This is a genomic window from Methylobacterium sp. D53M (genome assembly GCF_053345625.1).
In genome coordinates this window covers 387,746-413,855 of record NZ_JBKFAL010000001.1, presented here as the reverse complement: position 1 = coordinate 413,855, position 26,110 = coordinate 387,746, and the positions used below count along the sequence as shown (strand labels likewise).

Annotated in this window: 22 protein-coding genes; 8 read left to right on the top strand and 14 right to left on the bottom strand. The window is 72.7% G+C overall.

The genetic code is table 11. The features are described from left to right. Positions 1 to 156 precede the first annotated feature (156 nt). The 8 genes from ACLBYG_RS01940 to ACLBYG_RS01905 form a co-directional block, all read right to left on the bottom strand. A complete protein-coding gene (locus tag ACLBYG_RS01940) occupies positions 157 to 606 on the bottom strand; it encodes a DUF3617 domain-containing protein (protein ID WP_447680425.1) in 450 nt (149 codons plus the stop codon). Between the two features lie 260 nt (positions 607 to 866). Continuing rightward, positions 867 to 2,135, bottom strand: a complete 1,269-nt coding sequence (locus ACLBYG_RS01935) for an MSMEG_0569 family flavin-dependent oxidoreductase (RefSeq protein WP_447680424.1) — start codon at positions 2,133 to 2,135, stop codon at positions 867 to 869. Continuing rightward, positions 2,132 to 3,313 (bottom strand): MSMEG_0565 family glycosyltransferase, encoded by a 1,182-nt coding sequence (locus ACLBYG_RS01930; RefSeq protein ID WP_447680423.1) that lies wholly within the window; start codon positions 3,311 to 3,313, stop codon positions 2,132 to 2,134. The genes ACLBYG_RS01935 and ACLBYG_RS01930 overlap by 4 nt, the downstream gene beginning before the upstream one ends. After that, entirely contained in the window at positions 3,310 to 4,305 is a 996-nt protein-coding gene (locus ACLBYG_RS01925; protein ID WP_447680422.1) for a sll0787 family AIR synthase-like protein, read from the bottom strand. The genes ACLBYG_RS01930 and ACLBYG_RS01925 overlap by 4 nt, the downstream gene beginning before the upstream one ends. Then, positions 4,302 to 4,844 (bottom strand): MSMEG_0567/Sll0786 family nitrogen starvation N-acetyltransferase, encoded by a 543-nt coding sequence (locus ACLBYG_RS01920; RefSeq protein WP_447680421.1) that lies wholly within the window; start codon positions 4,842 to 4,844, stop codon positions 4,302 to 4,304. The genes ACLBYG_RS01925 and ACLBYG_RS01920 overlap by 4 nt, the downstream gene beginning before the upstream one ends. Next, positions 4,844 to 5,947 (bottom strand): MSMEG_0568 family radical SAM protein, encoded by a 1,104-nt coding sequence (locus tag ACLBYG_RS01915; RefSeq protein ID WP_091678853.1) that lies wholly within the window; start codon positions 5,945 to 5,947, stop codon positions 4,844 to 4,846. Before ACLBYG_RS01915 ends, ACLBYG_RS01920 begins: the two co-directional genes overlap by 1 nt. Beyond that, complete coding sequence (locus ACLBYG_RS01910; protein ID WP_447680420.1) at positions 5,901 to 6,977, bottom strand: Nit6803 family nitrilase; 1,077 nt, start codon at positions 6,975 to 6,977, stop codon at positions 5,901 to 5,903. Before ACLBYG_RS01910 ends, ACLBYG_RS01915 begins: the two co-directional genes overlap by 47 nt. 69 nt (positions 6,978 to 7,046) lie before the next feature. After that, entirely contained in the window at positions 7,047 to 7,529 is a 483-nt protein-coding gene (locus ACLBYG_RS01905) for an MSMEG_0572/Sll0783 family nitrogen starvation response protein (RefSeq protein ID WP_020091615.1), read from the bottom strand. A 72-nt stretch (positions 7,530 to 7,601) separates the two neighbouring features. Between ACLBYG_RS01905 and ACLBYG_RS01900 the strand changes: the two genes are divergently transcribed. The 4 genes from ACLBYG_RS01900 to ACLBYG_RS01885 all read left to right on the top strand — a co-directional run bounded on the left by ACLBYG_RS01900 (position 7,602) and on the right by ACLBYG_RS01885 (position 12,246). Next, on the top strand, positions 7,602 to 7,859 hold the full coding sequence (locus ACLBYG_RS01900) for a hypothetical protein (RefSeq protein ID WP_447680419.1): 258 nt from the start codon (positions 7,602 to 7,604) through the stop codon (positions 7,857 to 7,859). Positions 7,860 to 7,888: 29 nt separating this feature from the next. Beyond that, positions 7,889 to 9,328 carry an aminotransferase-like domain-containing protein gene (locus ACLBYG_RS01895; protein WP_447680418.1) on the top strand — a complete coding sequence of 480 codons (1,440 nt, stop codon included), beginning with the start codon at positions 7,889 to 7,891 and terminating at the stop codon, positions 9,326 to 9,328. A gap of 443 nt (positions 9,329 to 9,771) precedes the next feature. Next, complete coding sequence (locus tag ACLBYG_RS01890) at positions 9,772 to 11,256, top strand: methyl-accepting chemotaxis protein (protein ID WP_447680417.1); 1,485 nt, start codon at positions 9,772 to 9,774, stop codon at positions 11,254 to 11,256. Between the two features lie 171 nt (positions 11,257 to 11,427). After that, complete coding sequence (locus ACLBYG_RS01885) at positions 11,428 to 12,246, top strand: hypothetical protein (RefSeq protein WP_091978477.1); 819 nt, start codon at positions 11,428 to 11,430, stop codon at positions 12,244 to 12,246. 77 nt (positions 12,247 to 12,323) lie between these two features. Here ACLBYG_RS01885 and ACLBYG_RS01880 read toward each other — a convergent pair whose 3' ends face one another. From ACLBYG_RS01880 to ACLBYG_RS01870, 3 genes are all read right to left on the bottom strand, one after another. Next, positions 12,324 to 13,037: a hypothetical protein gene (locus ACLBYG_RS01880; RefSeq protein ID WP_447680416.1), complete on the bottom strand. Its 714-nt coding sequence runs from the start codon at positions 13,035 to 13,037 to the stop codon at positions 12,324 to 12,326. A gap of 87 nt (positions 13,038 to 13,124) precedes the next feature. Further along, positions 13,125 to 14,909: a glycosyltransferase gene (locus tag ACLBYG_RS01875; protein WP_447680415.1), complete on the bottom strand. Its 1,785-nt coding sequence runs from the start codon at positions 14,907 to 14,909 to the stop codon at positions 13,125 to 13,127. Continuing rightward, the gene (locus tag ACLBYG_RS01870; protein ID WP_447680414.1) at positions 14,909 to 16,606 is read right to left on the bottom strand and encodes a hypothetical protein; all 1,698 of its coding nucleotides are present in this window, start codon (positions 16,604 to 16,606) and stop codon (positions 14,909 to 14,911) included. Before ACLBYG_RS01870 ends, ACLBYG_RS01875 begins: the two co-directional genes overlap by 1 nt. A gap of 158 nt (positions 16,607 to 16,764) precedes the next feature. Between ACLBYG_RS01870 and ACLBYG_RS01865 the strand changes: the two genes are divergently transcribed. Continuing rightward, positions 16,765 to 17,760 (top strand): glycosyltransferase family protein, encoded by a 996-nt coding sequence (locus ACLBYG_RS01865; RefSeq protein WP_427507674.1) that lies wholly within the window; start codon positions 16,765 to 16,767, stop codon positions 17,758 to 17,760. 32 nt (positions 17,761 to 17,792) lie between these two features. Then, on the top strand, positions 17,793 to 20,996 hold the full coding sequence (locus ACLBYG_RS01860) for a glycosyltransferase family protein (RefSeq protein WP_447680413.1): 3,204 nt from the start codon (positions 17,793 to 17,795) through the stop codon (positions 20,994 to 20,996). A 55-nt stretch (positions 20,997 to 21,051) separates the two neighbouring features. On the opposite strand, the gene ACLBYG_RS01855 is transcribed toward ACLBYG_RS01860, so the two are convergent. Further along, positions 21,052 to 22,146: an aldo/keto reductase gene (locus ACLBYG_RS01855; RefSeq protein ID WP_447680412.1), complete on the bottom strand. Its 1,095-nt coding sequence runs from the start codon at positions 22,144 to 22,146 to the stop codon at positions 21,052 to 21,054. A gap of 95 nt (positions 22,147 to 22,241) precedes the next feature. Between ACLBYG_RS01855 and ACLBYG_RS01850 the strand changes: the two genes are divergently transcribed. Next, the gene (locus tag ACLBYG_RS01850) at positions 22,242 to 23,153 is read left to right on the top strand and encodes a LysR family transcriptional regulator (RefSeq protein WP_447680411.1); all 912 of its coding nucleotides are present in this window, start codon (positions 22,242 to 22,244) and stop codon (positions 23,151 to 23,153) included. Between the two features lie 25 nt (positions 23,154 to 23,178). On the opposite strand, the gene ACLBYG_RS01845 is transcribed toward ACLBYG_RS01850, so the two are convergent. Beyond that, positions 23,179 to 24,057 (bottom strand): SDR family oxidoreductase, encoded by an 879-nt coding sequence (locus ACLBYG_RS01845; RefSeq protein WP_447680410.1) that lies wholly within the window; start codon positions 24,055 to 24,057, stop codon positions 23,179 to 23,181. A 122-nt stretch (positions 24,058 to 24,179) separates the two neighbouring features. Between ACLBYG_RS01845 and ACLBYG_RS01840 the strand changes: the two genes are divergently transcribed. Beyond that, positions 24,180 to 25,070 carry a LysR family transcriptional regulator gene (locus ACLBYG_RS01840; RefSeq protein ID WP_447680409.1) on the top strand — a complete coding sequence of 297 codons (891 nt, stop codon included), beginning with the start codon at positions 24,180 to 24,182 and terminating at the stop codon, positions 25,068 to 25,070. Between the two features lie 53 nt (positions 25,071 to 25,123). On the opposite strand, the gene ACLBYG_RS01835 is transcribed toward ACLBYG_RS01840, so the two are convergent. After that, positions 25,124 to 26,077: a LysR substrate-binding domain-containing protein gene (locus ACLBYG_RS01835; protein ID WP_447680408.1), complete on the bottom strand. Its 954-nt coding sequence runs from the start codon at positions 26,075 to 26,077 to the stop codon at positions 25,124 to 25,126. Positions 26,078 to 26,110: the final 33 nt, after the last annotated feature.

Below are 26,110 nucleotides of genomic sequence, written 5' to 3'. Positions count from 1 at the left end.
ATCCGCTAATCAGACCTTCCCCTGACTCGCGAGCTGTCGCTCGCCGTCTCACGGAGGGATGCCGGTTACGCGGCTTGGATCTCCGCGACGGCGCCCGCGCGGACGCGGGGCGGCACCCGACGGGCTCGCCCGCGCTCGAGGCGCCTGCCGGTGTGCCTATCGGGCCGCCGGTTGGGGCATCTTCACGATCCTGCCGTCGGGCAGGATGATGTCGCCCGGGCTCTGTCCGGCCGCGCAGGGACCGATGTAGGTGGCGTCGATCACCATCTGGCGTCGCACGGGCTCCTTGGCGTTCGGCATGCCGGTCAGCGTCGTATCCACCTCCATGTGGATCTTGCTGTTGAAGTCGCCGCTGATCTCGGTCGTGCCCGCGGCCGAGATCGGGCCGAGCTTGCACTCGGTCTCGCCCTTGTAGCCGGTGCTCGTCTTGATGATGGTGCGCTTCGCGCAGTTCTGGCCGCCCCCGAACGCGGCCTGCGCGATCTGATCGGTCTTCTCGTCGATGCATTGACGCGCGGTCGTGTTGCCGTCGGGCGACGTGGTCTTGCTCTCCCACAGGCCGGCCTTGCGTGCCGGCAACGTCTCGGCGGAGGCCACACTGGTCATCGCGGACAGAATCGCCGCAATCCCGATACCGACGGTACGTGCTCGCATGGATGATCCCTGGATCTGACGCGACTCAGGCGCCGCAACGGGGCGTGGCTAACCGATGCGATACAGGCGAACAAGTCGATCCTGGACCAGCGTTCGCTCCGGAACACTGGAGGGGATCGGCACTTCGGCCGCGGATACCCGGCGTGAGCGGTCCGAATGTCGGGATGACTGAGGGGAGGTTTCGCCCGGGTTCGACCGGATGATGATCCGGCTCACACCGCCCGCTTCAGGCCGACCGCACCGGCGCCGAGACGCGCCTCGATCACCTGCACGATGTACTCGGCGTCGCGGCCGACCGCGCCGAAGCGGCCCGAGCCCCAGGTGTTCAGCCAGGGCAGGCCGATGAAGGAGATGCCCGCCTCGGCCGTGACGCCGCGCCTGTGCTTCGGCTGGCCGGCGCCGTTGAACACGGACGCGTCGAGCCACCGGAAATCCGGCGCGAAGCCGATGCACCAGACCACGCTGGCGATGCCGGACCCCTCGAGGGGGAGCGCGGTGACCGGCTCGCCCGGCTCCCAGACCGGCGCGTAGGGCGCCTGGACCGGCGCCGCGATGCCGGCCGCGTCGATATGGGCGTCGATGGCCGCGTTGATGCCGTTGTAGGTCCGGTCGGCCTGGTCGAGCGCGGGCCGGAGGTTGTCGCGGAAGCGGAGGGCGCCCCCGGCGTAGTCCTCGAGGACGCCGTAGAGCGCCATGCCCTCCAGGGCGAAGCGGCGCAGGTCGACGTCCCGGCCGCCGTCGCGGCCGGTCACGTAGTGGTTGGTGTTGTCCCGGACGCCGTCGCGCAGCGGGTGATCGTCGACGGTCTTCTCGTAGTAGCCCATGTCGGCGAGCCACGCGACGACGTCGCGGCCGCGGTAGAAGCGGGCGCAGCGGGGTGCGTCGCCCACGGCGAGATGTACCTGCCGTCCGGCGAGATGCAGGTCCTCGGCGATCTGCGCGCCGGACTGCCCCGAGCCGACGACCAGGACCGCGCCGTCGGGCAGCTGCGCCGGGTTCCGGTACTGATTCGAGTGGATCTGGGTGATCGCGGGCGGCAGCTTCTCGGCCATGCGCGGGACGATCGGCGTGTGGTAGCCGCCGGAGGCCACCACGATCTCGTCGGCGGTGTAGTCGCCCTCCGAGGTCCGGACCGCGAACACGCCGTCGTCGCGCCGCGCCACGCGCGTGACCGCCACGCCCTCGCGGAGCGGCGGCCGCACCTTGGCGACGAAGGCCTTCAGGTAGGCGACGATCTCGTCCTTCCTCATGAACCCGTCCGGGTCCGGCCCGTCGTAGGGGTGGCCCGGCAGGTCGCACTGCCAGTTCGGGGTGACGAGGCAGAACGTGTCCCAGCGCTGCGTTGCCCAGGTGTGCGCGGCCGTGTGCTTCTCGAAGACGAGGTGCGCGATGCCGCGCTGCTTCAGGTGGTAGCTGACCGAGAGGCCGGCCTGGCCGCCGCCGACGACGGCGACGGGGACGTGACGGGTCGTTGTCGTCATGGCTGCAACTCCGTGAAGGCTGACGCGCCGCGGGCGCAGGCGGCGTAGGCGTCGCGGTGGCGCGTCGCGCAGGCGCGCCAGGAATGGGCGGCCGCGCGCTCCAGCCCCGTCGCCCGCAGGCGGGCGCGGGTCCGCGGTTCCAGCGCTGCCGCCATGGCGGCTGCGATGCTGTCGGGGTCGGCGGGATCGACGAACAGCGCGTCGGCCGGCGTCAGGTACTCGGTGAAGGGCGGTCGGTCGGAGACGATTGCCGGCGTTCCGCAGGCCATGGCCTCCAGAACGCAGAGGCCGAACCCCTCGGTCCAGGACGGGAAGGCCAGCAGGTCCGCGGCCCGGTAGAGCGCCGGCATGTCGGCCTGCGCGACGGGCCCCGTCACGATGACGGCCGCGCCGCGGCCCTCGTCCAGACCCGCGGCGACGAGGGCCGCGCGGCAGCGTTCGCGGTAGCCGGCGTGGTCGAGGAGCGAGGCTCCGCCCGCGACGACGAGCTGGGCGTGCGGGTGGCGCGTCCGCAGGCGCGCGAACCCCGCGATGATGCCGAGGCTGTTCTTGCGCTCCTCGAGGCCGCCGACGCTGAGGACGATCGGCCCCGCGCCGAGCCCCCAGCGCGCCCGCAGAGCCGCGTCGCCCTCCGCGGCCGCGGGGCGATAGACCGACAGGTCGACCCCGTTGCCGACGATCCCGGCCTCGGCGCCGATCGCGTCCCGGATCCAGTCGGCCCACAGGCGGCTGACGCAGAGCAGCCGGCCGGCCTCGCGGATCGCGCGGTCCTGCCAGCCCGCGAGCACGGGGTCGGCGAAGCTGTCGACGTGGTGGACGGTCCGGACGAAGCCCGGGATCAGGCGCCGGTGCTTCAGGGTCGCGAGGGCGTTGCCGCCGATGCCGTCATGGGCGTGGAACACGTCGAAGTCGCGGGCCGCCGGGCTCGCGAAGTGGCGCAGGTAGTCGTGGATGCGGGCCCGCACGAGGTCGACCGTCCCGCCCGCGACCGGCTCGGCGGCGACCGCCACGGTCGCGCAGGACGCGTCCCGGAAGAACCCGCGGCCGGACGGGTCGGGCGCGTGGACCACCGCCGCGTGACCGAGTTCGCACAGCGCCTCGGCGAGGGCGAGGCAGTGGGCGACCCCGCCCCGCGGGTTGGTGGAGTGGGTCAGGAGGGCGACGCGCAGCGCCTTCACGGCGTCGCCCCCGGGCCGTCCCTGCCGCAGCCGATCAGCGGGCCGGCGGCGAAGTCCCACACGACGGCCTCGGTGCCCGAGGCGTCCCGCACCCGGACGGCCCGGCCGGCGTCGAGGCCCCCGATCCGGGCCGCCGCGATGCCGCGCTCGGCGAAGCGCGCGGTGACGGCCGCCGTGCGGTCGGGGCGGACGCTCACGAGGTAGCCGAAGCTCGGGAACGCCGTCAGCCAGCGCGCGAGCGGGACGTGGTCGGGCCGCGGGATCGCGTCGAGGTCGATGACGCCGCCGACGGCGGAGCATTCGAGCAGCATCAGCGCCGTGCCGACGATGCCCGCCATGCTGATGTCCTTGGCGGCGCCGGCCAGGCCGTCCTCGGCGAGGCCCGGCAGCAGGGCGAGGTCGCCGCGCAGCCGCGCGCCCGGCGCGCCGGTGGAGGCGTCCCAGTAGGGGTGCGGGTCGCGGAAGCGCCCGCGCAGGTCGATGGCGGCGACGAGGTCGTCGCCGGGCGCGGCGTCGAAGCTCGTCAGCAGGCGCGGTCCCGCCCGGCCGAGCACCGCGACCGCGAGGTTGCCGGCGGCCGCGCGGGTGTTGGTGTGGCCGCCGACCACCGGGACGCCGTAGAGCGCGGCGGCGTCGGACAGGCCGGCCAGGATCGGGTCGGCGGCCCCGGCCTCCCGAGCCCAGAGGGCATCGACGACGGCGAGCGGGCGCCCGCCCATGGCGGCGACGTCGCTCAGGTTGACCATGATCCCGCAATAGCCCGCGAAGTACGGATCGTCGGCCACGAAGCTGTCGAGGAAGCCCTCGATGGCCAGCAGCAGGTGCCCGTCGCCGTCAGGGATCGCCGCGCAATCGTCACCGACCGGCACGGCCGCGTGCCGGCTCCCGAGCCGGAGCCGCCGCACCACGGCGTCAATGTCGCGCTTGTGGCCGACCCCGCGGGCCTCGCGGATCTGGCGGGCCAGCGCCCGGACGTCGATCCCGGCGGTCACGCGGCCCTGCGGAAGGTGAGGAGGCCGTGCTCGGGATCGTGCATCGGGGGGTAGGCCGCGAGGTCCGCCTCCATCAGGCGGTGGGGCCGCCCGTGCAGGTCCAGCGCGTCGAGGCTCTCCCAGTGCAGGGCCTCGAACAGCGCGACGTTGCCCTCTTGGACATGCGCGAGGAAGCGGGTGCAGCCCCGCGCGTGGGCCGAGGACACCGCGACCCGGATGAGGCCGGTGCCGAGGGCGGCGGCGCTGCGGTAAGGCTTGGCGACGGCGAGGCGCGAGCCCCACCACGTTCCCGGGCGCGCGCCGTCTTCGTGGATCCGCACGGTGCCGACGACGGCGTCCGCGTCGCCGCCGAGCGTCGAGAGGGCGCAGATCGGGACGGCGTGCGCGTCGATCGCGTCGCGGTCGTCCTCGGCGAAGATCCCCTGCTCCGCGCAGAAGACCTGCCGCCGCAGGGCGGCGCAGGCGCGCCGCTCCGACGGCGCGACCGCGAACTTCACCCGGAAGTGGCTGGGCCGGTACGGCGGAACGGGGTCGAACATCAGGCCGCCTCCCCGGCGCGCTCGTAGGTGGAGAGCGCCGAGCAGGCACCGCACCGGCCGCAGCCGGCCTTGATGTCGGTGGAGCGCAGGTTCGCCCGCCCCAGCATCTCCGCGAGCGGCTTCAGGACGGCGTGCATGAAGTCGGGCCCGGGGGCCGGATGGCTCTCCAGCGGCGTGCCGGAGATCGGCACGAAGGGCACCACGAACGGGTAGACGCCCATCCCGATCAGCCGGTCGGCCATCGCGAGGATCGCTTCCGGCGCGTCGCCGAGGCCGGCGAGGATGTAGGTGGAGACCTGGCCGCGCCCGAAGACCGGGACAGCGGCCGCGAAGGCGTCGTAGTACCGCTCCAGCGGCACGCCCGCCTTGCCGGGCATGATCCGCGCCCGCACCTCGGGCGTGACGGCCTCCAGATGCATGCCCAGCGCGTCGATGCCCGAGGCCTTCATCCGCTCGAACCAGCGGTCGTCGTCGGGCGGCTCGCACTGGGCCTGGATCGGCAGGTCGACGGCCGCCTTCACCGCGAAGGCGCTCTCGCACAGGATCGCGGCGCCGCGGTCGGTGGCGTTCGGCGTGCCGGTGGTCATGACCATGTGCTTCACGCCGTCGAGCAGCACGGCGGCGCGGGCGACCTCGGCGAGCTGCTCGGGTGTCTTGCGGGCCACCGTGCGGCCGGCCGCCAGCGACTGGCCGATCGAGCAGAACTGGCAGGTCTTCGCGCGGCTCTGGTAGCGGATGCAGGTTTGCAGCACCGTGGTGGCCAGCACGTCGCGCCCGTGCAGGACGGCGATTTTCGCGTAGGGCACACCGTCGAAGGTGGAGAGGGCGTAGAAGCGCGGGCGGCCCGGGAAGGTGACGTGGCCGACCACGACGCCCGCGTGCTCGATCACCGCGATCCCGTCCGCGTCCGGCGGGCGCACGAGGAAGGGCGAGTCGAAGGCGGCCTCGGTGTGGACCGGCACCATCACGGTGCGGCCCGCGATGGTCATCGCCTTGTGGTCCGAGGGGCCGGCGCCGCCGCGGCGGCTCGGCGCGCCGGCGCGGCTGTCGGCGAGCCTAACGCCGCAGGATTGCAACGCGTTGATCAGGCGCTCCGTCGGCATCCCGATCGGGGCCGGCGGGGCCGGCGGTGACGTGGGACGGCGCGTCGGAAGCGGGCTGCTGCTCATGGTCGGGGCTCCGGGGGGCGGTCTGCGAACGGGCCGGCCGCTGCACGAAGGCGGCCGGACGGTCGTCGTGGAGCAGGCTGAGGAGCTCCGGCCGCGCGTAGTGGCCGACCGAGTCCATCATCCGCTTGCGCTTGGTCACCAGCGCGAGATCCATGTCGGCGATCAGGATGCCCTCGCCCGGTCCCAGGGGATCGGCGAGGTGCTTGCCCTCGGGCGACACGATGGCGGTGCAGTTCCCGCCGCGGCAGGCGCCGCGCAGGCGCTCGTCCGGGCAGACCTGCGCGACCTGCGCGTCGGTGAGCCAGCCGGTGGCGTTGACCACGAAGCAGGCCGCTTCCAGGGCGTGGTGGCGGATCGTCACCTCCATCTGGTCGGCGAAGATCTGGCCGACGAGAGAGCCCGGGAACTGCGCGGCGTGGATCTCCTCGTGGCGCGCCATCAGGGCGTAGCGGGCGAGCGGGTTGTAGTGCTCCCAGCAGGCGAGCGCCCCAACGCGGCCGACCGCCGTCTCCACCACGGCGAGGCCGGCGCCGTCGCCCTGCCCCCAGATCATGCGCTCGTGGTAGGTCGGTGTGATCTTCCGGCGCTTGAGCTTCAGGGCGCCGTCCGCGTCGAAGATCAGCTGCGCGTTGTAGAGCGATCCGTGATCGCGCTCGTTGACCCCGACCACGATCACGGCCCCGTGGCGCCGTGCGGCCGCGGAGATCGCCTGCGTCACCGGACCCGGCACGGCGACCGCACGCTCGTAGAGGCGCAGGTGCTCGGGCCCCTGGAGCGCGGGCGGGAGAACGAATGAGAAGTAGGGATAGTAGGGCACGAAGGTCTCGGGGAAGACCATGAAGCGCGCGCCCTTGGCGGCGGCCTCGTCGACGGCGTTGAGCACGCGCTCCAGGGTGCCGTCCGGGCGGTCGAGGTCCGGCGCGATCTGGATCGCGGCAGCCCGCACGATCCGGGTCTCTGACATGGGTGGTCCTCCGGCTGAGCCAGCGGCTGCGCGCGTCGCGCGCGGCCGCCGGGGGCGTTGGCGCGGTCGTCAGACGGTCCAGGTGTCGATGATCACCGCGTTGTCGCGCTTGTGCAGGAGGATGCAGTCGAGCACGTCGAGGGGGTTGATCATGCGAATACCCTCGATGAAGGCCGCCTCGCTGTGTCCGTACAGGGCCTGTGTCGAGAAGCGGCAGGCGTAGACCTTGCCGCCCTCGGCCATGAACTTCTCGAGCTGGTTGTTGAAGTTGAGATGGCCCGGGAACGCCTCGTCGCCGAGCCGGGGGAACCCGCGCTGGACCCCGAGGGTGATGCCCGGGCCGTAGAGCAGGATCGAGGTCTCGAAGCCCTTGCGCTGCAGGCGGGTGGCCTGGAGCAGGTTGACGAGGCCGATCGAGCCTTCGAACGCCACGGTGTGGAAGGTGACGAGGGCCTTCTGGCCCGGTTCGGCCTTCACGTCCTCGAAGACCTTCTCCTCGTAGTCGACCAGGACGTCGCCCTTCTTGTGCGGCTCGCGGTTCACGGCAGGCATTGCTCACGCTCCTCGATGGTCTGACCCGCGGCAGGGGGTGCTGCGCACGTTCAGACAGTCGGATGGCAAGCCATGTGCCAGATCGAAGCCGTCAGGAATGCATTCAATAACGCGCCCTGCGATGCATACAATGATGCGATCAATAGAGTGAATTCGATCCGCCCAGGTCTACTCGACGACGCACAATTCATCATCAGGATTTGCGCACGTCGTCGCCAGATGGCGCGCGCTTCGGCGACGAATATTGTACGCATTGCACGCATCGGTCGCGCCGTGATAGGCCGTCACGCGCCCGGTACGGCGCTTGCAAGCCATACAATCGATCATTGATCGGTTTTCAGGTCGCGGGTGCTGGACGGATGAAGGCTGGCGGGCGGGGAGGACGGTCGGTCGACCGGGGCGACGCGGCCGGTATCTGGACGCCGGACCTCAGGCGCTGGGGCAAGCCCCATTACCTGGCCATCGCGGACGCGCTGGCGGACGACATCCGGACCGGCCACCTGCTTCCGGGCACGCGCCTGCCGACCCAGCGCGCGCTCGCCGCCACGCTCGACCTCAACTTCACGACCGTGTCCCGCGGCTACGTCGAGGCTCACAGGCGCGGCCTGATCGAGGGCCGGGTCGGCCGGGGCACCTTCGTGGTCGACCCGGCGGACGCCGCCCGCACCGCTGGGCCGGCCCTTCCCCGGCGGCCGGGACCGGTCGACTTCACCATGAACCTGCCCCCGGAACCCGACCTGCCCGGCCTGCGGGCCCGCATGCGGTCGTCCTTCGCGGAACTCTCGGGCGATCTCGCCGACCTCCTGCGCTACCAGGGCTTCGGCGGGACGGAGGCGGACAAGGAGGCCGCGCTGCGCTGGCTCGCGGGTCGCGGGATCGCGGCGGCGCGCGAGCGCCTGCTGATCTGCCCCGGCGCGCACAGCGCCCTGTCCAGCATCCTGGGACAGGTCGCGCAGGCGGGCGACACGATCTGCGCCGAGCGCATCACCTATCCGGGTATCCGGACCCTCGCGGCGCACCGGGGCCTGCGCCTCGTCGGCCTGCCGATGGACCGCCACGGGCTCGACCCCGACGCCTTCGCGGCCGCCTGCACGCGGGGGGCGCCGAAGGCGCTCTACCTCAATCCCCTGCTGCAGAACCCGACCACCGCGACCCTGTCCCGCGCCCGGCGCGAGGCCGTCATCGCGACGGCCCGCCGCTACGCGGTCACCATCATCGAGGACGACGCCTACGCGCGCATCTGCCCGGCACCGCCGCCGAGCTTCGCCGAACTGGCGCCCGAGATCACCTACTACGTGGCGGGCGTCGCGAAGTGCCTGGGCGCCGGCCTTCGCCTCGCCTTCCTGATCGCCCCGAACGCGCGGGCCGCCCTGCCCCTCGGCGACGCCCTGCGCGCCGCCACCGTGATGGCGTCGCCGATCTCGACCGCGCTGACGACACGCTGGATCACGGACGGGACGGCGGACGCCATCGTGGATTTCGTCCGCGCCGAGTCGGCCGCGCGCCAGAGCCTCGCGGCCGCGCTGCTGCCCGCCGAGGCCTACGTCGCGGACCCGCACGCCTTCCATGTCTGGATCACCCTGCCGGCGGGATGGACGCGCTCGGCCTTCGCCAGCCAGGGCCGCGCGGCCGGTCTCGGGGTGGTCGGCAGCGACCCCTTCTGCGTCGCGGGGACGCCGCCCGAGGCCGTCCGCCTCTGCCTCGGCGGCCCTTCGACCCGGCAGCAGATCGCCCACGGGCTGGAGAGGCTGGCCCACGCCCTGGAGGGCTCGCCGGCGCTGGCTTCGACCTACATCTGACGGAGCCGGCCGCGTCCCTTCGACCGCGGGCGGCAGGTCGGTCGAATCGTGCCGGCGCGTGGCATCCAGCCGCATCGCGTCGCGGTGCGCCGATCCGGCAGCGAAGACCAGAAATCCTATTCTACGTCAGCATATGAACTTCCGTGCAACCTGAGAGCATGACGGCACCGGATCTCGGCGTCGAAATCCGTACCCTCGATTGTATGGTTCACCGGCACTGAGATCGAAGATTGCGTAAAAAATGTACTCCTCTGGTAGTTTTGACCTGTCCCAGACCTTCTCAATCTCGAACTATTGTGCCGTTCAGATTTAAGTCATCGTTCACGATTGTGCGCAATCATTATGCGAGGCCGTCATGCCGTAACAGTAAATCAGCGGCAGATCTCAAGAAGAACCGCGTGTTCGCACTCGGGATCCCGGCAATGACAAGAAGGGATGGGATCATGCTCGGCGCCCTGCGCGGTCGTGAAGGTCTGGCGGCGAAATTCGATGCCCTCGACCGCTCACAGGCCGTCATCGAGTTCGAGCCGGACGGCACCATCATCACGGCCAACGCCAACTTCCTGACGATGATGGGCTACGCCCTGCCCGACATCCGGGGCCAGCGCCACGCCCTGTTCGTGGAGGCGGCGCACCGGGACAGCCCGGCGTATCACGCCTTCTGGGACGCCCTGCGGCAGGGCACCTGCCAAGTGGCCGAGTTCAAGCGGATCGCCCAGGGCGGCCGCCACGTCTGGGTGCAGGCGAGCTACAACCCCGTGCTCGACCGCGCGGGCCGCGTCGTGAAGGTCGTCAAGTTCGCCTCGGACATCACGGCGCAGAAGCTGCTGATGCTCGACTACGCCGGTCAGATCGCGGCGCTGCACCGGTCGCAGGCCGTGATCGCCTTCGATCCGGCCGGCACGATCCTGGACGCCAACGGCAACTTCCTCGAGACGATGGGCTATCGCCTGGAGGAGATCCGGGGCCAGCACCACGGCCTGTTCGTCGACCCGGCCGAGCGGTCGAGTGCCGGCTACCGCGCGTTCTGGGAGGGCCTTGGCCGGGGTGAGTTCGCGGGCGGCGAGTTCCGCCGCATCGCGAAGGGCGGCCGTGACGTCTGGATCCAGGCGACCTACAACCCGATCCTCGACGCCAGCGGTTGCGTCCTGAAGGTGGTCAAGTTCGCCGCCGACATCACCGCGCAGGTCCAGGAGCGCCACCGGCGCGTCGCGGCGCAGCGGGCGATCGGCGCCGACCTCGACGCGATCGGCACGGCGGTCGAGGGTACCGGCCGACGGACCGCGGAGGCCGTCGAACTCGCCGGGCGGGTGTCCGGCGACATCCAGAGCGTGGCCTCGGGCGCCGAGGAACTGTCGGCCTCGGTCGGGGAGATCAGCCAGCAGGTCAGCCACGCGGCGCGGATGGCCGGCGAGGCCGTCGAGCAGGCCCGGCACACCAGCACCATCGTCGAGGGCCTGAGCGGGCAGGCGGCGCAGATCGGCGACGTCGTGACCATGATCCAGGGCATCGCGGCCCAGACCAACCTGCTCGCGCTCAACGCCACGATCGAGGCGGCCCGGGCGGGCCTCGCCGGCAAGGGCTTCGCGGTCGTGGCGTCGGAGGTGAAGGCGCTCGCCGAGCAGACCGCCAGGGCCACGGACCAGATCCGCGACCAGATCACCACGACGCAGGCCACCACGCGCGAGGCCGTGGCGGCGATCGGGTCGATCCAGGGCACGATCCGGGCGCTCGACGAGATCTCGGCGGCGATCGCGGCCGCCGTCGAGGAGCAGTCGGCGGTGACCCAGGAGATCTCCGGCAGCATGCACACGGCCTCCCGCGGGGTCGGGACCATCGCGGGCGGCATGGCGGCGATCGCGCGGGCCAACGAGCAGGTCGACGCGGCCACCCGCCAGGTCCGGGAAGCCGCGCGCGCCGTCGGCTGAGGTCGCCCGCCCCGGTTCCGGGGGCGCACCGCCGCTCGCGGGTCGCCGCGACCGGTTTCAGACGGGCGGAATCGCCAGCCGGGTGCTTTGGCCCGGACAGGCCGCCCATGATAGCGAGGGCGCGGCTCCGATGCCGGCCCGGGTCGGCGGCGCGACGCGCGGGAAACGACCTTGGCGGCGATTTGGCTGACGGCCCTGATCCGGGCGCTGACCTCAGGGACCGTGGTGGTGCTCGCCTCCGTCCTGGCCGAGTGGCTGGGACCGGTCTGGGGCGCGCTCGTCGTCAGCCTGCCGGTCTCCGCGGGGCCGGCCTACGTGTTCATGGCGATGGAGCACGACGCCGCCTTCGTGGCCGGGGCGGCCCTGAACGGCTTCGCGGCGAACGCCGCGACGGGCCTGTTCCTGATCGTCTACGCCCACCGGGCGGCCGGCCGGGACATGACCGCCACCCTCGGGCCGGCGATCCTCGCGTGGCTCGCGGCGGCCCTGCCGGTCTCGGCACTCACGTGGACGCCGACGACGGCCTTCCTGCTGAACGCCCTGGTCTACGGGGCCGGCGCGCTCTCGACCCGGCACGTCGTGCGCGCGACCCTCGTGCGGAGCGCCGTCGTCGCGCGGCCGCGCCCGCTGGACCTGCTGATCCGGGCGAGCGCCGTCGCGCTGTTCGTCGCGGCCCTCCTGGCGCTGAGTACGGCGCTGGGCCCGGCCAGGACCGGGGTCATCGCCGCCTTCCCGGTCACGATGACGAGCGCCTTCGTCATCCTCCATCGCCGCATCGGCGGGGCGGCGATGGCGCGGCTGGCGAGCGTCGCGATCCGCGGGGTGTTCGGCTTCGGCCTGACCCTGCTGACACTCCACCTGATGATCCAGCCCTACGGTGCCGCGCTCGCGCTGACGGTCGCGCTCCTCGTCTCGCTGATCTACTCGGCGGGACTCCTCGTGGTGCAGCCCCGTCCCGGTCGGCAGGAGCCCGGCATCGTCACGCGCTGAGGCAGCGCCGTCCGACAGCCACCTCCCCGCCCCTCGTCCGGGCGCCGCTAACACCGCCGCGACGGCACCGCAGCGCCTCAGACGCCATCGTCCTCCCGCTGCAGGGCCCGCTTGCGCCAGGCCGTGAGCAGGCTGGCGAGCGCGTCGGGATCCAGCCCATAGCTGTCCGGCAGACCCGCGTTGCGCCCGATCAGATGCCGGTTCATCGCCCCGAGGCGCGTCGCGCCGGCGCTCGCGTCGTCGAACGTGACGAGGCGTTGTCCCGAACCGGGCATGGAGACCGGCTCGAACACGCCCACGTCACGCCACCGGACGCGCCGCGCGCGGCCCAGCTGCACGACGGTGAAGCCCGTCTCGTCGAGGTGCAGCGCCGAGCCGCGGATCGCCGTCAGGATGAGGAACGGGACACCTCCGAGGAAGAGCGCGACGCCCGGCCAGAGCAGCAGTTGCATCGCCGTGGAGGGCGCCTCGTGCAGCACCATCCAGAGCGTGACGCCGCCGAAGCCGGCGGCCATCAGAGCCAGGAACAGGAGTTTCCGCACCGAGGCGCGCAGGATCACGGGGCCGGGGAACTGCGCCGCCAGCGACCCCGCCGACCGGCTCTCGGATTCGAGCAGGTCCGGCCGCAGCTGCCACACGGCGACGGCCGCGCACACGCCGAAGAACACCGTCGTCGTGACGCCGCCATCCGCGCCGGTGGCGATCATCCCGAGGCCGGCGGCGACGAAGAGGAGGCTGATGCCGAGCAGCAGGACGGTCCGGCCACGGTCGCCGCGCGCGAGTTTCAACACGAACGCCCGCCCTCCCGCGACGCCGATGGCCGGTGTGGCCACCCGATTCCGAGACGCGACCATACAGGCCGCGCCGCGAGGCGGCGATCACGCGCGCCGCGCCGTGTCGCCGCTCTCGCCCAGCATCGCCAGCACCTGCGCGGCCCCCTCCTCCGGCGCGATGCGGGACGTGTCGAGGAGCGGCACCCGCAGCTCCTCCGCGAGCGTCCGATAGCCGGCGATCCGGGCTTCGGTCATGTGCTCCGACGGGTTCGGGACGCCGCGCGCGACCATGCGGGCGATGGTGGTGGGACGGTCGGCCCAGCACATGACGGTGAACGGGCGCGGCTCCCAGCCCGGACGGAAGGCCGGCGAGAGGAGCTGCGAGGCGGTGAACCAGTGCCGGTCGAACACGACCGGTCCCGGCGGGGCGTTGGCGATCGCCGCCGCCACGGCCGCGTGCGCCAGGTCGTCGGCCAGCACGTGCTGCCCCGTCCGGGCGAGGTGGACCAGGATCGCGCCGACCGGACCGCTGAACGGGTTGAGCACCGTCGCGCCGAGCGCCTCGGCGACGTGCCGCGCGATACTCGACTTGCCGGAGCCGTCGAGCCCGTCGACCGCGAGCGCGATCCGCGAGGCCTGGGCGGCCTTCTGCTGGGCCCGCGTCAGGTTCGAGGGGTAGATGCGGCCCTCGCGCCGGCCGTGCTCGAGGTAGTGCAGCTGCCCCTGCCACGCGTGCTCGAACAGCGCCGCGAGGTCGGCGTGCAGCCGGATATAGCCGAGGGCGTCGAAATCCTCCGGCAGGGGCCCGTCCCGGCTCGCGAGGTCGGCGAGGCGCAGCGCGGTCTCGCGCGGCGGGCCGGACGGGCGCGCCGCATCGGTCCGGCCCGCCCGCAGCGCGATCGCCTCCGCGACGACGGCGAGCAGGCCGTCCGCGTAGGTGTCCCAGTCGAGCGCCCGGATCCGCGCCCGTCCCGCCTCGGCCCGGGACGCGGCGCCGGCAGGATCGGTCGCGATCCTGTCCACGGCCTCCGCGATGGCCGCGCCCAGCGCCGCGTCCGGACCGTCCGGCACCACCAGGGCCGTGACGCCGTCCTCGGCGAAAGCCAGCGTGCCGTGCACGGTCGCGACGAGCGGCGTGCCGCAGGCCATCGCTTCCGCGGCCGGGTTGCACCAGCCGGCATGCGCCTCCGCGCTGCAGAACGCGTCGAGCCCGTGATACCACGCGGGCAGGTCGGACTCGGGCAGCGGCCCGTGCACGACGAGGCGGCCCGACGCCACCAGATCGGCGCGCGCGCCCACCAGCCCCCAGTCCGGCCGTCCGAACCAGTGCAGGGCCCACGCGTCACCGAGCCTGTCGAGCGCCGCGAGCTGCGCGGCGGGGCGCTTGTTGGCGATGCCGCCGAGCCGGCGCCGCGCGCCGCGCGCGGGCGGCGAGACGGGCGGCGCGAACAGCCCGGTATCGACCGCACCGACGAGGCGCCGCCACGGCAGGCCGAGGGCCTGGAGGGCGGCGTCGTCCCAGTGGTCGTTGTTCGCCACGACGAGGTCGGGCGCGAGGGTCCGCGTGACGCGCGCGTAGGCGTCGCGCCGCACCGGCGCGTTGAGGAGGTGCTGGATCCGGGCGCCGAAGTTCGGGGCCCGGAGGTCCGCGAAGCCCTCGATCGTGGCATCCGGGAAGCCGCCGCCGGGCACCATGACGGCGTCCCAGCTCGCGCGCGCGGCGTCCTCGCGGTGCAGGACGGGCAGCCGCGTCTCGAACCCGTCCTCGCCGGTGCCCAGAGTCAGGTACGCGAACGCGTGACCGCGACGCGCGAGCACCCGCCCGACCCGCTCGAACCGGAGCAGGCCGCCCGTCAGCGCCAAGTGGTCACAGGCGACGAGCAGCCGCATCACGGGGTTCCTCTGATGAGACGCAGGAGGCGAAGGGACAGGCGGCTGCCGTCGCCGGCCGAAGCGCGGTGGGCGTCGAGGGTGTCCTGGAGGTGGTCGCGCGCGCGGTGCATCTCGGCCGCGTAGGCGATCACGCGGTCGGTGCGGCGGACGCTCTCGCGCGCGGCGGCCTCGTGCGCGGCGGCGTCGGCGGCGCGCGCGGCGCGCAGGGCCGCGTTCTCCTCGAGCAGCCGCGCGATCTCCGCGGAGGCCTCCGCGAGCGCCGCGCGCGGATCCGCGTCGATCCGGGTCTCTTCGCCGACCGGCAGGCGCGTCGCCGCCGCCCAGTCCAGGCCGCGCTCCGTCACCCAGTCGCTGACGATCGTCTGGAAACGGCTTTCCCGGGCCAGCCGGTCGGCGAGCTGCGCATCGTCCAGAGCCAGCCCGAGCCGCGGCAGCAGGGCGCGCAGGGCGTCCAGAAGGGTCAGCGTGGACGGCCTGCCGGGACGCCAGTCTCGCGCATCGGTCAGCGCGTTGACCAGGCCCCGCACGGCGAGGTGGCCAGCGTCCAGCGGGACCCCGAGCTCCCATTCCAGGTCTATGAACGTGCCGTCGGCGGCCGAGACGAGATTCTTCGGGATGGCGTCGAGGGCCGGTCCCGGGAGGATCGTCTGGGTCTCGAGCGGCGCTCCCGCCGCGAAGCGGCGCGCGACGGCTTGAAGCCATGTTCCGGCCCAGGCGGCGACGGCGTCCGGGCACCAGCCTTCCCGCGCCAGCCGCGCCTCGAGAACTTCAGACCAGAGGGAGCCCGACACGTAGGTCTCCGACGGCAACAGGTTCGTGACGCCTCGAACCGCGGCGGGAAGGTCGGGATACGCGCGCGCGCGTAGCACCGCGATCTGCGACCCGGCCTCCGCGAAGGTCACCAGCCGCTCGAATTCCGGCCGGCGGCGCAAACCCGCGTGGATCGCCAGCCGGTCGTCCGGCGGCAGCGGCTCCGCCGATGCCGCGATCACGAAGGCGGGCGCCAGATCGCCGATGAGCCCCTGCTCCGCCACCGTGGCCCAGGCGCGCCGCGGCGAGAACAGCGCGCCCGCGCGGGCTGCCGGATCCGGCCCGGCCGCGCCGATCGCGAGCAGTCCGGGATCGAACCCGCCCGGCCGCGCGAGGCCCCGCTCGGCGATGAAGCTCACGGGCTCCTCCCGCCCCGGGAACGGGAACCACCATTCCTGATAGGCCAGGCCGCGGGCCTGCAGGGACCGTTTCAGGCCTGCCCGCGTGGGCAGCCGGAGGCCGTCCGACCTGAGGCGTCCCTCGAGGCTCGGGAAGCCGCGCTGCCCCGCTGTCTCGGAGCCCGCAGCGAGTCCGTGGAGCGAGAGGGCGTTGTCGATGACGAGGATCAGCCGCCCGCCGGGCCGCAGCCGTTCCTGGGCCCAGGCGATCGTCGCGTCGAGCGCGTCCCGGCCCCCGTCGTCGCGACACGACAGCAGCCCCGTCAGCACGACGCCATCGAAGAGGGTGGAAGCCGGCAGGTCGGCGCCATCCGCCGTGGTGACGAGGGTGGCGTCGGAAGCCCAGCGCGCGCGGCTCCCCGCGTCGGGCTTCGGGCCCAGCAGCAGGAGCGTGCCGGTCAACCACGGCAGGAAGGGGCGCAACGCCTCGGCGCAGGGCTCGCGCGGCGGGTGCGGCGCGCCTATTGCCACTTCATCCCGTGCCATACTTCCTGATTGCCAACATTAAATTGCCCGAAATTACCCAATCGCCAAGTGGTTGGGGGAAATTAATCGACGAAATGGACATGCGACAGTTGCGTGTCTACTTACAATTGGCATTAACCTGCAATTAAAACTGGCCCGTCTCGCCGAGGTCACGAGGGATGAATTTCGTCAGCGCGATCTCGTTGGCCGGGCCGCACGTCCTGGTCACGAGCACCTTCCCCGATGCGCTCAACAGGAATCCCGGGATCCGGAGCGATCTGGCAGAGGGCTTCGCCGAACTGCTCGGCGCCGAGCGCGTCAGACACACCCCTCTGGAACTGGCGGTCGCGGCGGTTCGGGCGACCCGGCCGGATGTCGTGATCGCGGTCGGAAGTCTCGTGCCTGACCTGGCGGATCTGCGCGCGCTTCGGCGGGCCGCGGACGCCGTGGGTGCCGTCCTGATCTTCTGGCTGACGGACGACCCGTACGAGTTCGACTACGCCTTCAAGGCGGAACTCTACGCCGACATCGTCGTGAGCAACGATTCCTGGGCGGCGCAGCACTACCGGCACCCCGACGTCCACCACCTGCCGCTGGCCGCGGCGCCCGACCGGCATTTCCGGCCGATCGCCCCGGTGGCGGAGCGGGAGACAGTCCTGTTCTTCTGCGGCGTCGCCTACCCGAACCGCGTCGCCCTGATGCGCCGGATCGACGATCTCCTGTGCCGGCACGTCGTGGAGATCCTGGGCGCCGAGTGGCCGGACACGCTCCGATGCGCGGTGAACCGCCGCCTCACGCCGGCGCAGATGGCCGACTACGCCGCGGCGGCGCGGCTGACGCTCAACATCGGCCGCGACCTTGACGTGGCCAATCGCCGGCTGTCGCTCCCGCAGGCGACGCCGGGACCGCGCACCTTCGAGGTCGCCCTGTCGGGCTCGGCGCAGCTGTTCTTCGTCACCGGCCTGGAAATCTGCGCGCATTTCGAGCCGGACACGGAGATCCTGCTGGTGGACGGCGCGGCCGATATCGCGCGCGCCATCGAGCGGTCGCTCGACGAGCCCGGCGCGATCGAGGCGATCGCGCGCCGGGCGCAGGCGCGGGCGCTCCGCGAGCACACCTACCGGCATCGCGCGGCGCGCCTGCTCGACCTGAGCCGCCTGACGGTCCCGGCCTGATCACGCCGCCGCTGAGACGGACGAGACCGCGCATGTCCGACCTGTCGATCCTGCTGCTCGACACCGAGCCGCAGACCCACAACCGCTACCTCGTGCTCGCCATCGCGGACGCGCTGCGCCGCCATCCCGCGGTCGGCCGGGTCCATGTCGGCGGGCACGGCGATGCCCTGGCCGCCTTCGTCGAGCAGGGTCTCGACACGCTGATCGCTTTCGGCGGCGCGCGGGCGCACGCGCCCCTGGTCGGTCGGCTCGCGGGGCTCGCCCGGACCAGCGTGCTCTGGACCACGGAGGATCCGTACGAGCGCGAGGCGAACGTGCGCGGGTCGGGGGTCTTCGATCTGGTCTTCACGAACGACCTTGCCACGGTCCCGGCCTACGGAGGCCGGGCGCACCACCTCGCCCTCGGCGCCTCCTCGCTCTTCCACGATCTCCCGGTTCTCGAGGACGACGCGCGCTACCGCTACGATCTCCTCTTCATCGGAACGGCGTGGCCGAACAGGGTCGCGACCCTGAACGCGCTCTCGGCCAAGCTGCCGCGGGACGTGAAGTTCAAGCTGGCGCTGCCGTGGAACGCGCATATCGGTCCGCCGGAGCTGGAGGACGAGGCGCTCGTCACAGACTGGCGCTGCGGCAACCGCGACTTCGCCCTCCTGGCGAACCGCAGTCGCGTCGTGCTCACCCTGCCCAGGATCTTCTCGGCGGCGCGCGCCGATCAGGCGACCGGTTCGACGCCGCCGCCGCGGCTGTTCGAGACGGCGCTGGCCGGCGGCTTCCAGGTCGTGGTGTCGCCCGAGCCGGAGACGGCCGCCTACTACACGCCGGACGCCGAGATCGCGCTCTGCGACGACGAGGCCGGTGCAGTCGAGGCGATCCTGACGGCCCTGACCGAGCCGGAGGCCCGCATCGCGCGCGCACGCGCCGCGCAGGCGCGGACCCGCGCCGAACACCTCTACGACCATCGCGTGGCGACGATCCTGGATGCGGTGATCGACCGGCGCCGGACGCAGACGCGCCGGCCGCCCCTCGAACCGTCAGCGCCCCGCACGGTCCTGATGCTCACCCACAACCGGATGGGGCATCGTCCCGGCGGCGGGGTCGAGGTCTATCAGGAACTGCTGACCGAGCTCGGCGAGCCGTACCGCGTCCTGTTCCTCTTCTCCGTCTTCGGCGACGGGCGCTGGTCGCTCCGGCTCGAGGGCCCGGGGATCGCGGAGAGCTTCGCCTGCGGTCCCGTCACGCCGCCGCTCTCGACGGACCCGTTCGTGGAGGGGATCTTCCAGAGGCTGCTGTTCGAGCATCAGGTCGACCTCGTCCACATCCATCACCTGATGCACGTCCCGCTGTCGCTGCCGCTGATCGCGCGGGCCTGCGGCATACCCACCGTCTACCACCTGCACGACCATTTCCTGATTTGCGAGCGCTGGCTGCTGCTCGATCACACCGGCCGGTTCTGCGACGTCGTCAATCGCGGGGCGGACCAGTGCGACGCCTGCCTGGTCTCGGGAAACCAGTATCCGCCCGGCTCCAAGGCGCGCCGCGACGGCATGATGACCCTGGTGACCGACGCGATCGACGCCTTCGTCACGAGCACGCCCGCCACGGCGGGGTACCTCCGGCGCTACTTCCCCGGCATCCCCGCCGACCGGATCGTCGAGATCCCGATGGTGGCGCCGAATACCACGCCGGCCGGGGCGCGGCCGGTGTCCAGGCGCAGGCGCGACGGCGATCGGCTGACCGTGGCGATCCTGGGCAATCTCGCGGCCCACAAGGGCGGCCAGCAGGCGATCAACCTGATCCGGAGCTGCGAGGCCTATCCCATCCATTTCAAGGTGATCGGCCGCATCGACGACCCGTACCGCGAGGCGGTCGCGGGCTTCGGACCGGATCAGGTCACCGTGACGGGCCCCTACGAGCAGCACGCGATCGGCGGCCTGCTGGCCGGCTGCGATGTCTCGCTGCACCTCTCGACCTGGCCCGAGACGTTCGTCATCGCGCTGACGGAGGCGTGGCAGGCGGGCCTGGTTCCGGTCGTCGCCGATATCGGGGCCCTGGCCGAGCGCGTCGAGGACGGGATCGACGGGTTCAAGGTCCCGCCGGACGATGCCGGCGCCGTCCGCGCGCGCCTCATCGCGCTGCACTACGATCGCGCCCGCCTCGCCCGGATGCAGGCCTCCGTTGGCCGGAAATCCTTCCCCGACACCGACGGTCACCTCGGGTCGGTCCGCGCCCTCTACGAGCGCCTGATCGGGACGCGGCCGCTGCGCCACGGACGGGTTCCCAGCCACCTGCGGCACGGTTTCGACCTGCGGCTCGAGACCCTGGGATACCGGACGAACGCCGCCTCCTGGACCAGCGCGGCGATCGCGTGGGACGAGGCGGCCCGCGCGCCGGAGGCGTCGCCCGCCGTGATGGCGGCGGCGCGCGCGCGCCCGGTTCCGGAGCTGCCCGACGCGTTCCGGCGTCTGACGCTGAGGCCGGTCCGGCGCAGCGAGTGCGGCTGGAGCCTCGACGTGCTGCGCACGGACGAGCGCCTGAACCGGAGCCTGGATCTCTCGTCGGTCGTCGCACGGGCCTCCGTGTTCCTGCGCGGCTGGCTGCACGTCTCGGGGCCGGCGCCGAAGGCGATCTACCTGCGGCTGACGGGTCGCACCGGGACATCGTGGGTCGCCCTGCAGAGCGATCTCCGTCCGGACGTGGCCAAGTGGTACGGTGAACCCGCCGCCGCGACGTCCGGCTTCACCGGCCAGATCGACGTCGCGGGGATGTCCTTCGGACGCTACGCGCTCGCGATCGTCCAGATCGCCGACGGTAGCCTGCGCATCCTCGAAGACGTCGCTTCGATCTTCATCGCCCCCGACACCGAGCCGCCGGCGCGCTTCGTTCCGGAGCCGCGCCATCTCGTCAGCGGCCCGCCGCACGTCCCGGATCTACACCACAGCCTGCCGGATGCCGGCGACGCGCTCCGCGTGTCGCCGGGGCAGCTCTGGGCCGCGGAAGTCGCGTTCCCCGGGACCGCGCCCCGGCTCGGCAAGGACACGCTGGCGGTGTTCCGCGGCACGAACGGTCAGACGTGGCGGGCGCCCGTCCTCAAGGTCGACGAGCGGACGGTGCGCATCACCGCCTCCGTCCCGAACATCGATCCGGGTGCCTACACGGTGTCCCTCGCCGAGCCGCACAACAGGACGTTGCGGACCCTCGCGACGCTGTTCCGCACCCAGGTGGCGCGTTCGGAGTGACGGGAATCACCGGCAAGCCCGGTCTCGATCCCCCGAGCCGACCCCGGACGCGGGCCTACCACGCCTCGACCCGTTCACCGCCGAAGATGCGCGACGTCGGCAGCTCGAAGATGAAGTAGGGATTGAGTTGCGGCGGAGCCCCGGCCTCATCCAGGCGGGACTGCTGCTCGGGCGTCAGGACGACCTCGAGGGCGGCGATGTTCTGCGCCAGCTGCTCCGGGCGGCTCGCCCCGACCAGGACCGAGGCGATGCCGGGGCGCCGCGCGACCCAGGCCAGCGCCACCTGCGCCATCGGTCGGCCGACGTCCGCGGCGACCGCCCGCAGCACGTCCACCACCGCGAAGTTCGCCTCGGTGAACAGCATGCCGCCGAAGGGGTTGTCGCCGTTGAGCCGGCCGTCGCTGCCGCCCTCGGCCGCGTCGCCGGCCCGGTCCGGGAGCGAGCCTGCCGGCCCGGCCTGAGCGAGCTTCTCGCGCCCGTACTTGCCGGTCAGCAGGCCGGCCGCCAGCGGGCTCCAGGGCACCAGCCCGAGCCCGAGGGCGCGGCCCGCGGGCAGCACATCGAGTTCCACGCCCCGGTCGAGCAGCGAGTAGGCGTATTGCAGGCCGATGGGTTCCGGAAGGCCGTGGGCGCGGGCCAAGGTGGCGATCTGCGCGGCGTACCAGGCGGGCGCGTTCGAGAATCCGTAATACAGGATGTCGCCGCGCGCGACGGCATCGGTCAGCGCCCGGAGGACTTCCTCCGGCGGCGTGGTCCGGTCCCAGACATGGGTCCAGTACAGGTCGATCCAGCCGGTCCTGAGACGGCGCAGGGAGCTCTCGAGACCGGAGCGGATGTTCCGCGCGCTGTTGCCTCCGGCGAGCGGCGTGCCCTGCGCGCGCGGGAAGCCCGACTTCGTCGCGACGACCAGACGGTCGCGCAGACCGCGCGCCGCGATCAGGTCGCCGAGCATCGTCTCGCTCGCGCCGCCCGCGTAGACGTCGGCCGTATCGAGGAAGTTGCCGCCCGCTTCGACGTAACGGTCGAAGATGGCCGCCGAGACCGTCGCGTCGCTGCCCCAGCGGGCGGCGCCGAAGGTCATGGTCCCGAGCGCAAGGGGGCTCACGGCCAGACCCGAGCGTCCCAGGGTTCGATAGTGCCTCAGATCCATCGCCGCACCTCACTGTTGAGGGCTTGGACGTAGTCCGGCGTCGGTATCGGGATTAGCCGTGGTATTCCGCATGCGTCTGTGAGCAGAGTTCAGGAATGCGGCGCGGCACCCTCGACGATCTGGCGGCTTTCGCGGCGGTGGCGCGCCATCGCAGCTTCACGCGGGCGGCCGCGGAGATGGGGCTGTCGCCCTCCGCGCTCAGCCACACGATGCGGGCTCTGGAGGCGCGTCACGGCGTGCGCCTGCTGGCCCGCACCACCCGCAGCGTCGCGCTCACTCCGGCCGGCGAGCGGCTGCTGCGGTCGGTCGGCCCCGCGCTCGAGGACGTCGCGCGCGGGCTCGACGCGCTGGCCGAGTGGCGCGGCGCGCCGTCGGGGCGGCTGCGGCTGACGACCTTCGCGTACGCCGCGCGGGCGATCCTCGAGCCCAGACTGCCCGCCTTCCTGATCGATTACCCAGCCGTCTCGGTTGAGGTGATCGTGGACGACCCCCTGACCGACATCGTCGCCGCCGGCTTCGACGCCGGGATCCGCTTCGGCGAGACGGTCGAGCGCGACATGGTGGCGGTCCGGGTCGGACCCGACCTGCGCACGGTGGTCGTCGCGACCCCGGACTACTTCGCCCGTCACCCGCGCCCGGAGAGCCCGGCTGACCTGGAAGCGCATCGCTGCGTGAACTACCGGCTCGTCGGCGGCGGCGGGTTGCTGCCCTGGGAGTTCGCCCGCGACGGCCGCGAGATCCGGGTGCGCGCGGCCGGCCAGCTCGTCGTGAACGATGGCCGGCTCGCGGCCGCCGCGATCCGGGCCGGTGCCGGGCTCGGCTACATGCTGGAAGACGAGGCGGCCGACGACCTGGCCGCGGGCCGTCTCGTCCAGGCGCTGGACGCGTGGTGTCCGTCGTTTCCCGGCTGCCACCTCTACTACCCCGACCGGCAGGTCACGCCCGCCCTGCGCAGCCTGATCGACGCGCTGCGGTGGCGGGAGGCGCCGCCGCCTCCCGGCCCGTGAGACCGTGCCCGCGGGGCCTCCCCGCTCAGGCGCCCCGCCAGTCGCGGGCGACCTCGCCCGCGAAGTCGCGGTAGCTGCGCGGCCTGCGGCCGAGGAGCCTCGCGAAGTCCGCAACCTCGGCCTCGGTCGCGACGGCGCCGTCCTCCTGGTAGCGGCGCATCATCACCCGCAGGTCATAGGCGAGCCAGGCGGGAGCGAAGCTCCGGAGCCGCTGCTCCAGCGCGTCGAGATCGTCGCCTCCGTAGCGGACCGCGCGCCCGAGGGCCTCGGACCAGATCTCCGCCAGGGCGTCGCCCGTCAGGGCGTCCGGGCCGACGACGTCGTAGGTCTCGGCCGGAAGACGGTCGGCCGCACGCTCGCGGCGCAGCAGCGCGTTGGCCGCCGCCTCGGCGATATCGCGCACGTCGACCATCGAGACGCCGGCCTGGCCGAGGGGCACGGCATACAGGCCGGCCCCGAGAAGCGGCTCCTTCTGGGCGAGGTCGTTCTGCATGAAGTAGGAGGGCCGCAGCACCGTGGCGGGCAGGTCGAGGGCCGCGATCATCCGCTCGACGGCGTGCTTGCCGGTGAAGTGCGGGGCATCGACGAAGGCCTCGCTCTTGAAGACCGAGAGATAGACGATGCCGCGCACGCCCGCGTCGCGGGCGAGGCTGAGCGTCGTGATCGCCTGGGTCAGCTCGTCCGGCGCGTTGGCGACGAGCAGGAACAGGGTGTCGACCCCGACCAGCGCCGCGCGCATCGCGTCGATGTCGGCGGGATCACCGCGGACGGCCTCGACGCCCGAGGGGAATCGCGCCTTCTCGGGCGAGCGGGTCAGAGCGCGCACGGCGGCCCCCTCGGCGACGAGATGATCGATGACGGCGGAGCCGATGCGGCCCGTGGAACCGGTGACGAGGATGGTCATGGCGGATCTCCTGGATGCGGGGCGGCCCCGAGCGGGCCGCCGATGACCCGAAGATGTGCCGTTCCTTTTCTGAGCCATAGTCGGCAAGATCGGGACTGGGTGTCCCGGATCTGGAACAGCACATGGACCTCGCGGCGCTCGCCGACTTCAATCTCGTCGCCGGCCACGGCGGCTTCGGCCGCGCCGCCCGGGCGAGCGGGCGGCCGAAGGCGACGCTGTCGCGGCGCGTCGCCGAGCTTGAGGCGAGCCTCGGGACGCGGCTGATCGAGCGGGGCGAGCGCAGCCTCCGCCTGACAGAGGCGGGGGCGCTCCTCCACGCCCGGACGGGGCCGCTGCTCAGCGAGATCGCGGAGGCCGGCGCCGTCGTCGGTGGCGGCCTCGACCGACCCCGTGGGCGGCTCCGGGTGAGTGCGCCGCTGCTCCTGTCCGACACGCAGCTCGGCCGCGTCGCCGCGGACTTCGCCCGCGCCTATCCCGAGGTCGAGCTGGAGATCTCCGCCGAAGACCGGTTCGTCGACCCGATCGAGGAGGGTTTCGACGTGATCATCCGGGTCAATCCGAAGCCGGACGAGCGCCTCGTCGGGCGCTGTGTCCTGCGGGACGAGCTCTGGCTGGTGGCGGCGCCCGAGGTCCCGCGTCCCGAACCGTCGGCCGGGAGCGACGCGGCGACCGTGCCGGCGGCGGTGCGCTGGACGCCGCGTCAGGACGAGACGTGGCAGGTCCATGATGGCCGGACGCGCCGGTCCTACGCGCCCGTGCCGGTCCTGCGCCTGTCCTCGCTGCCGATGCTGCGCGACGCCGTGGTGGCGGGCGCCGGCGCGGCGCTGCTCCCGCGCTCGCTGGTCGGGGGCGACGTGGCGGCCGGGCGGCTGGCCTGCTGGGGCTGGCTGGAGGGGCCGCCGACGGAGCTGTGGGCGCTCCACACGTCCCGGCGCTTGGTCAGTCCCAAGGTGAACGCCTTCGTCGCACATCTGGCAGCCGCGCTGTCGACGGATCGACCCGCCGGGCGTTAGATCGAGCGTTCGAACCTGAAGGGCGCCGAGCGCGGCGCGCGCGGGACGGTGCCCTATCCGCATTCCGCCGCACCGTCCCGACGCGGCGCCTCGGGCGAGCCCGGCGGACCCGCCATCGTCCGGCCGAGCCAGTCCACGAAGGCCGCCGCCGGCCCCGCGGGTGGCAGGGCACGCACGAGAACGAAGTACCGGAGCCCGTTCATGAGGGCCGCGTCGCAGGCGGGCACGAGACGCCCGTCGGCGCGATAGGGCGCGACGATCAGCGATCGCCCCAGGGCGATGCCCGAGCCGCCGAGCGAGGCGCGCAGCGCCAGTTGCGCGAGGTTGAAGTAGAGATTCTGGACGCGGCCGCCCCAGGGCGCCCCGTGGACGCGTATCCAGCGATCCCACTCCTCCGAGACGCTCGCGGCCGCCTCCCACGGCGTCGCGTCGTGGAGCAGCACGACGGCCCCGCCGGGATCCGCCGCATCCCGGTAGGCCGGGGCGCAGACCGGGTAGACCGGCTCGGGATGGTCGAAGACGACCGTCGCACCGGGAGGCGGCGCCGGGCCGTAGCGGATCGCGACGTCGATACCGGACTGCGCCATGCGTCCCGGATCCAGGTCGTGGGTCTCCCCGAAGACGGCGACGTCGATGTCGGGATGCGTGTCGCTGAAGGCTTTCAACCTTGGCGCGAGCCATTCCGAGGCCAGGGAGGGGACGCAGCTGATCCGCAGCGTCGCCCGGCCCTCGCGCCGTTCCCCCCGGAGCAGGGCCTCGCCCATCCCGTCGAAGCCGCTCCGCGCCGCGGCGAACAGGTCGTGACCCGCGGCGGTCAGCCGGATCTCGCGGGCGCCCCGCTCGAGCAGCGGGTAACCGAGGCGCCGCTCCAGCCGCTGGATCCGCTGCGTGACCGCGCTCTGCGTGACGGCGAGGCGGTCGCCCGCACGGGCGAAGCCGCCCGCCTCGACCAGGACGCGGAAGAAGAACAGGTCGCCGGCCAGGCGCGCGTCGAGCCTCACGGGCATGCCCGATCATAAGCGGGCCTAATAGACCGCACC

What these genes read in the sequence shown, in the direction of transcription:
- ACLBYG_RS01940 (WP_447680425.1), bottom strand. Translation starts at nt 606, where the DNA reads ATGACCAGTGTGGCCTCCGCCGAGACGTTGCCGGCACGCAAGGCCGGC.
- ACLBYG_RS01935 (WP_447680424.1), bottom strand. Translation starts at nt 2,135, where the DNA reads ATGACGACAACGACCCGTCACGTCCCCGTCGCCGTCGTCGGCGGCGGC.
- ACLBYG_RS01920 (WP_447680421.1), bottom strand. Translation starts at nt 4,844, where the DNA reads ATGTTCGACCCCGTTCCGCCGTACCGGCCCAGCCACTTCCGGGTGAAG.
- ACLBYG_RS01915 (WP_091678853.1), bottom strand. Translation starts at nt 5,947, where the DNA reads ATGCCGACGGAGCGCCTGATCAACGCGTTGCAATCCTGCGGCGTTAGG.
- ACLBYG_RS01910 (WP_447680420.1), bottom strand. Translation starts at nt 6,977, where the DNA reads ATGTCAGAGACCCGGATCGTGCGGGCTGCCGCGATCCAGATCGCGCCG.
- ACLBYG_RS01905 (WP_020091615.1), bottom strand. Translation starts at nt 7,529, where the DNA reads ATGCCTGCCGTGAACCGCGAGCCGCACAAGAAGGGCGACGTCCTGGTC.
- ACLBYG_RS01900 (WP_447680419.1), top strand. Translation starts at nt 7,602, where the DNA reads ATGTGCCAGATCGAAGCCGTCAGGAATGCATTCAATAACGCGCCCTGC.
- ACLBYG_RS01895 (WP_447680418.1), top strand. Translation starts at nt 7,889, where the DNA reads ATGAAGGCTGGCGGGCGGGGAGGACGGTCGGTCGACCGGGGCGACGCG.
- ACLBYG_RS01890 (WP_447680417.1), top strand. Translation starts at nt 9,772, where the DNA reads ATGCTCGGCGCCCTGCGCGGTCGTGAAGGTCTGGCGGCGAAATTCGAT.
- ACLBYG_RS01875 (WP_447680415.1), bottom strand. Translation starts at nt 14,909, where the DNA reads ATGCGGCTGCTCGTCGCCTGTGACCACTTGGCGCTGACGGGCGGCCTG.
- ACLBYG_RS01870 (WP_447680414.1), bottom strand. Translation starts at nt 16,606, where the DNA reads ATGGCACGGGATGAAGTGGCAATAGGCGCGCCGCACCCGCCGCGCGAG.
- ACLBYG_RS01865 (WP_427507674.1), top strand. Translation starts at nt 16,765, where the DNA reads ATGAATTTCGTCAGCGCGATCTCGTTGGCCGGGCCGCACGTCCTGGTC.
- ACLBYG_RS01860 (WP_447680413.1), top strand. Translation starts at nt 17,793, where the DNA reads ATGTCCGACCTGTCGATCCTGCTGCTCGACACCGAGCCGCAGACCCAC.
- ACLBYG_RS01855 (WP_447680412.1), bottom strand. Translation starts at nt 22,146, where the DNA reads ATGGATCTGAGGCACTATCGAACCCTGGGACGCTCGGGTCTGGCCGTG.
- ACLBYG_RS01850 (WP_447680411.1), top strand. Translation starts at nt 22,242, where the DNA reads ATGCGGCGCGGCACCCTCGACGATCTGGCGGCTTTCGCGGCGGTGGCG.
- ACLBYG_RS01845 (WP_447680410.1), bottom strand. Translation starts at nt 24,057, where the DNA reads ATGACCATCCTCGTCACCGGTTCCACGGGCCGCATCGGCTCCGCCGTC.
- ACLBYG_RS01840 (WP_447680409.1), top strand. Translation starts at nt 24,180, where the DNA reads ATGGACCTCGCGGCGCTCGCCGACTTCAATCTCGTCGCCGGCCACGGC.
- ACLBYG_RS01835 (WP_447680408.1), bottom strand. Translation starts at nt 26,077, where the DNA reads ATGCCCGTGAGGCTCGACGCGCGCCTGGCCGGCGACCTGTTCTTCTTC.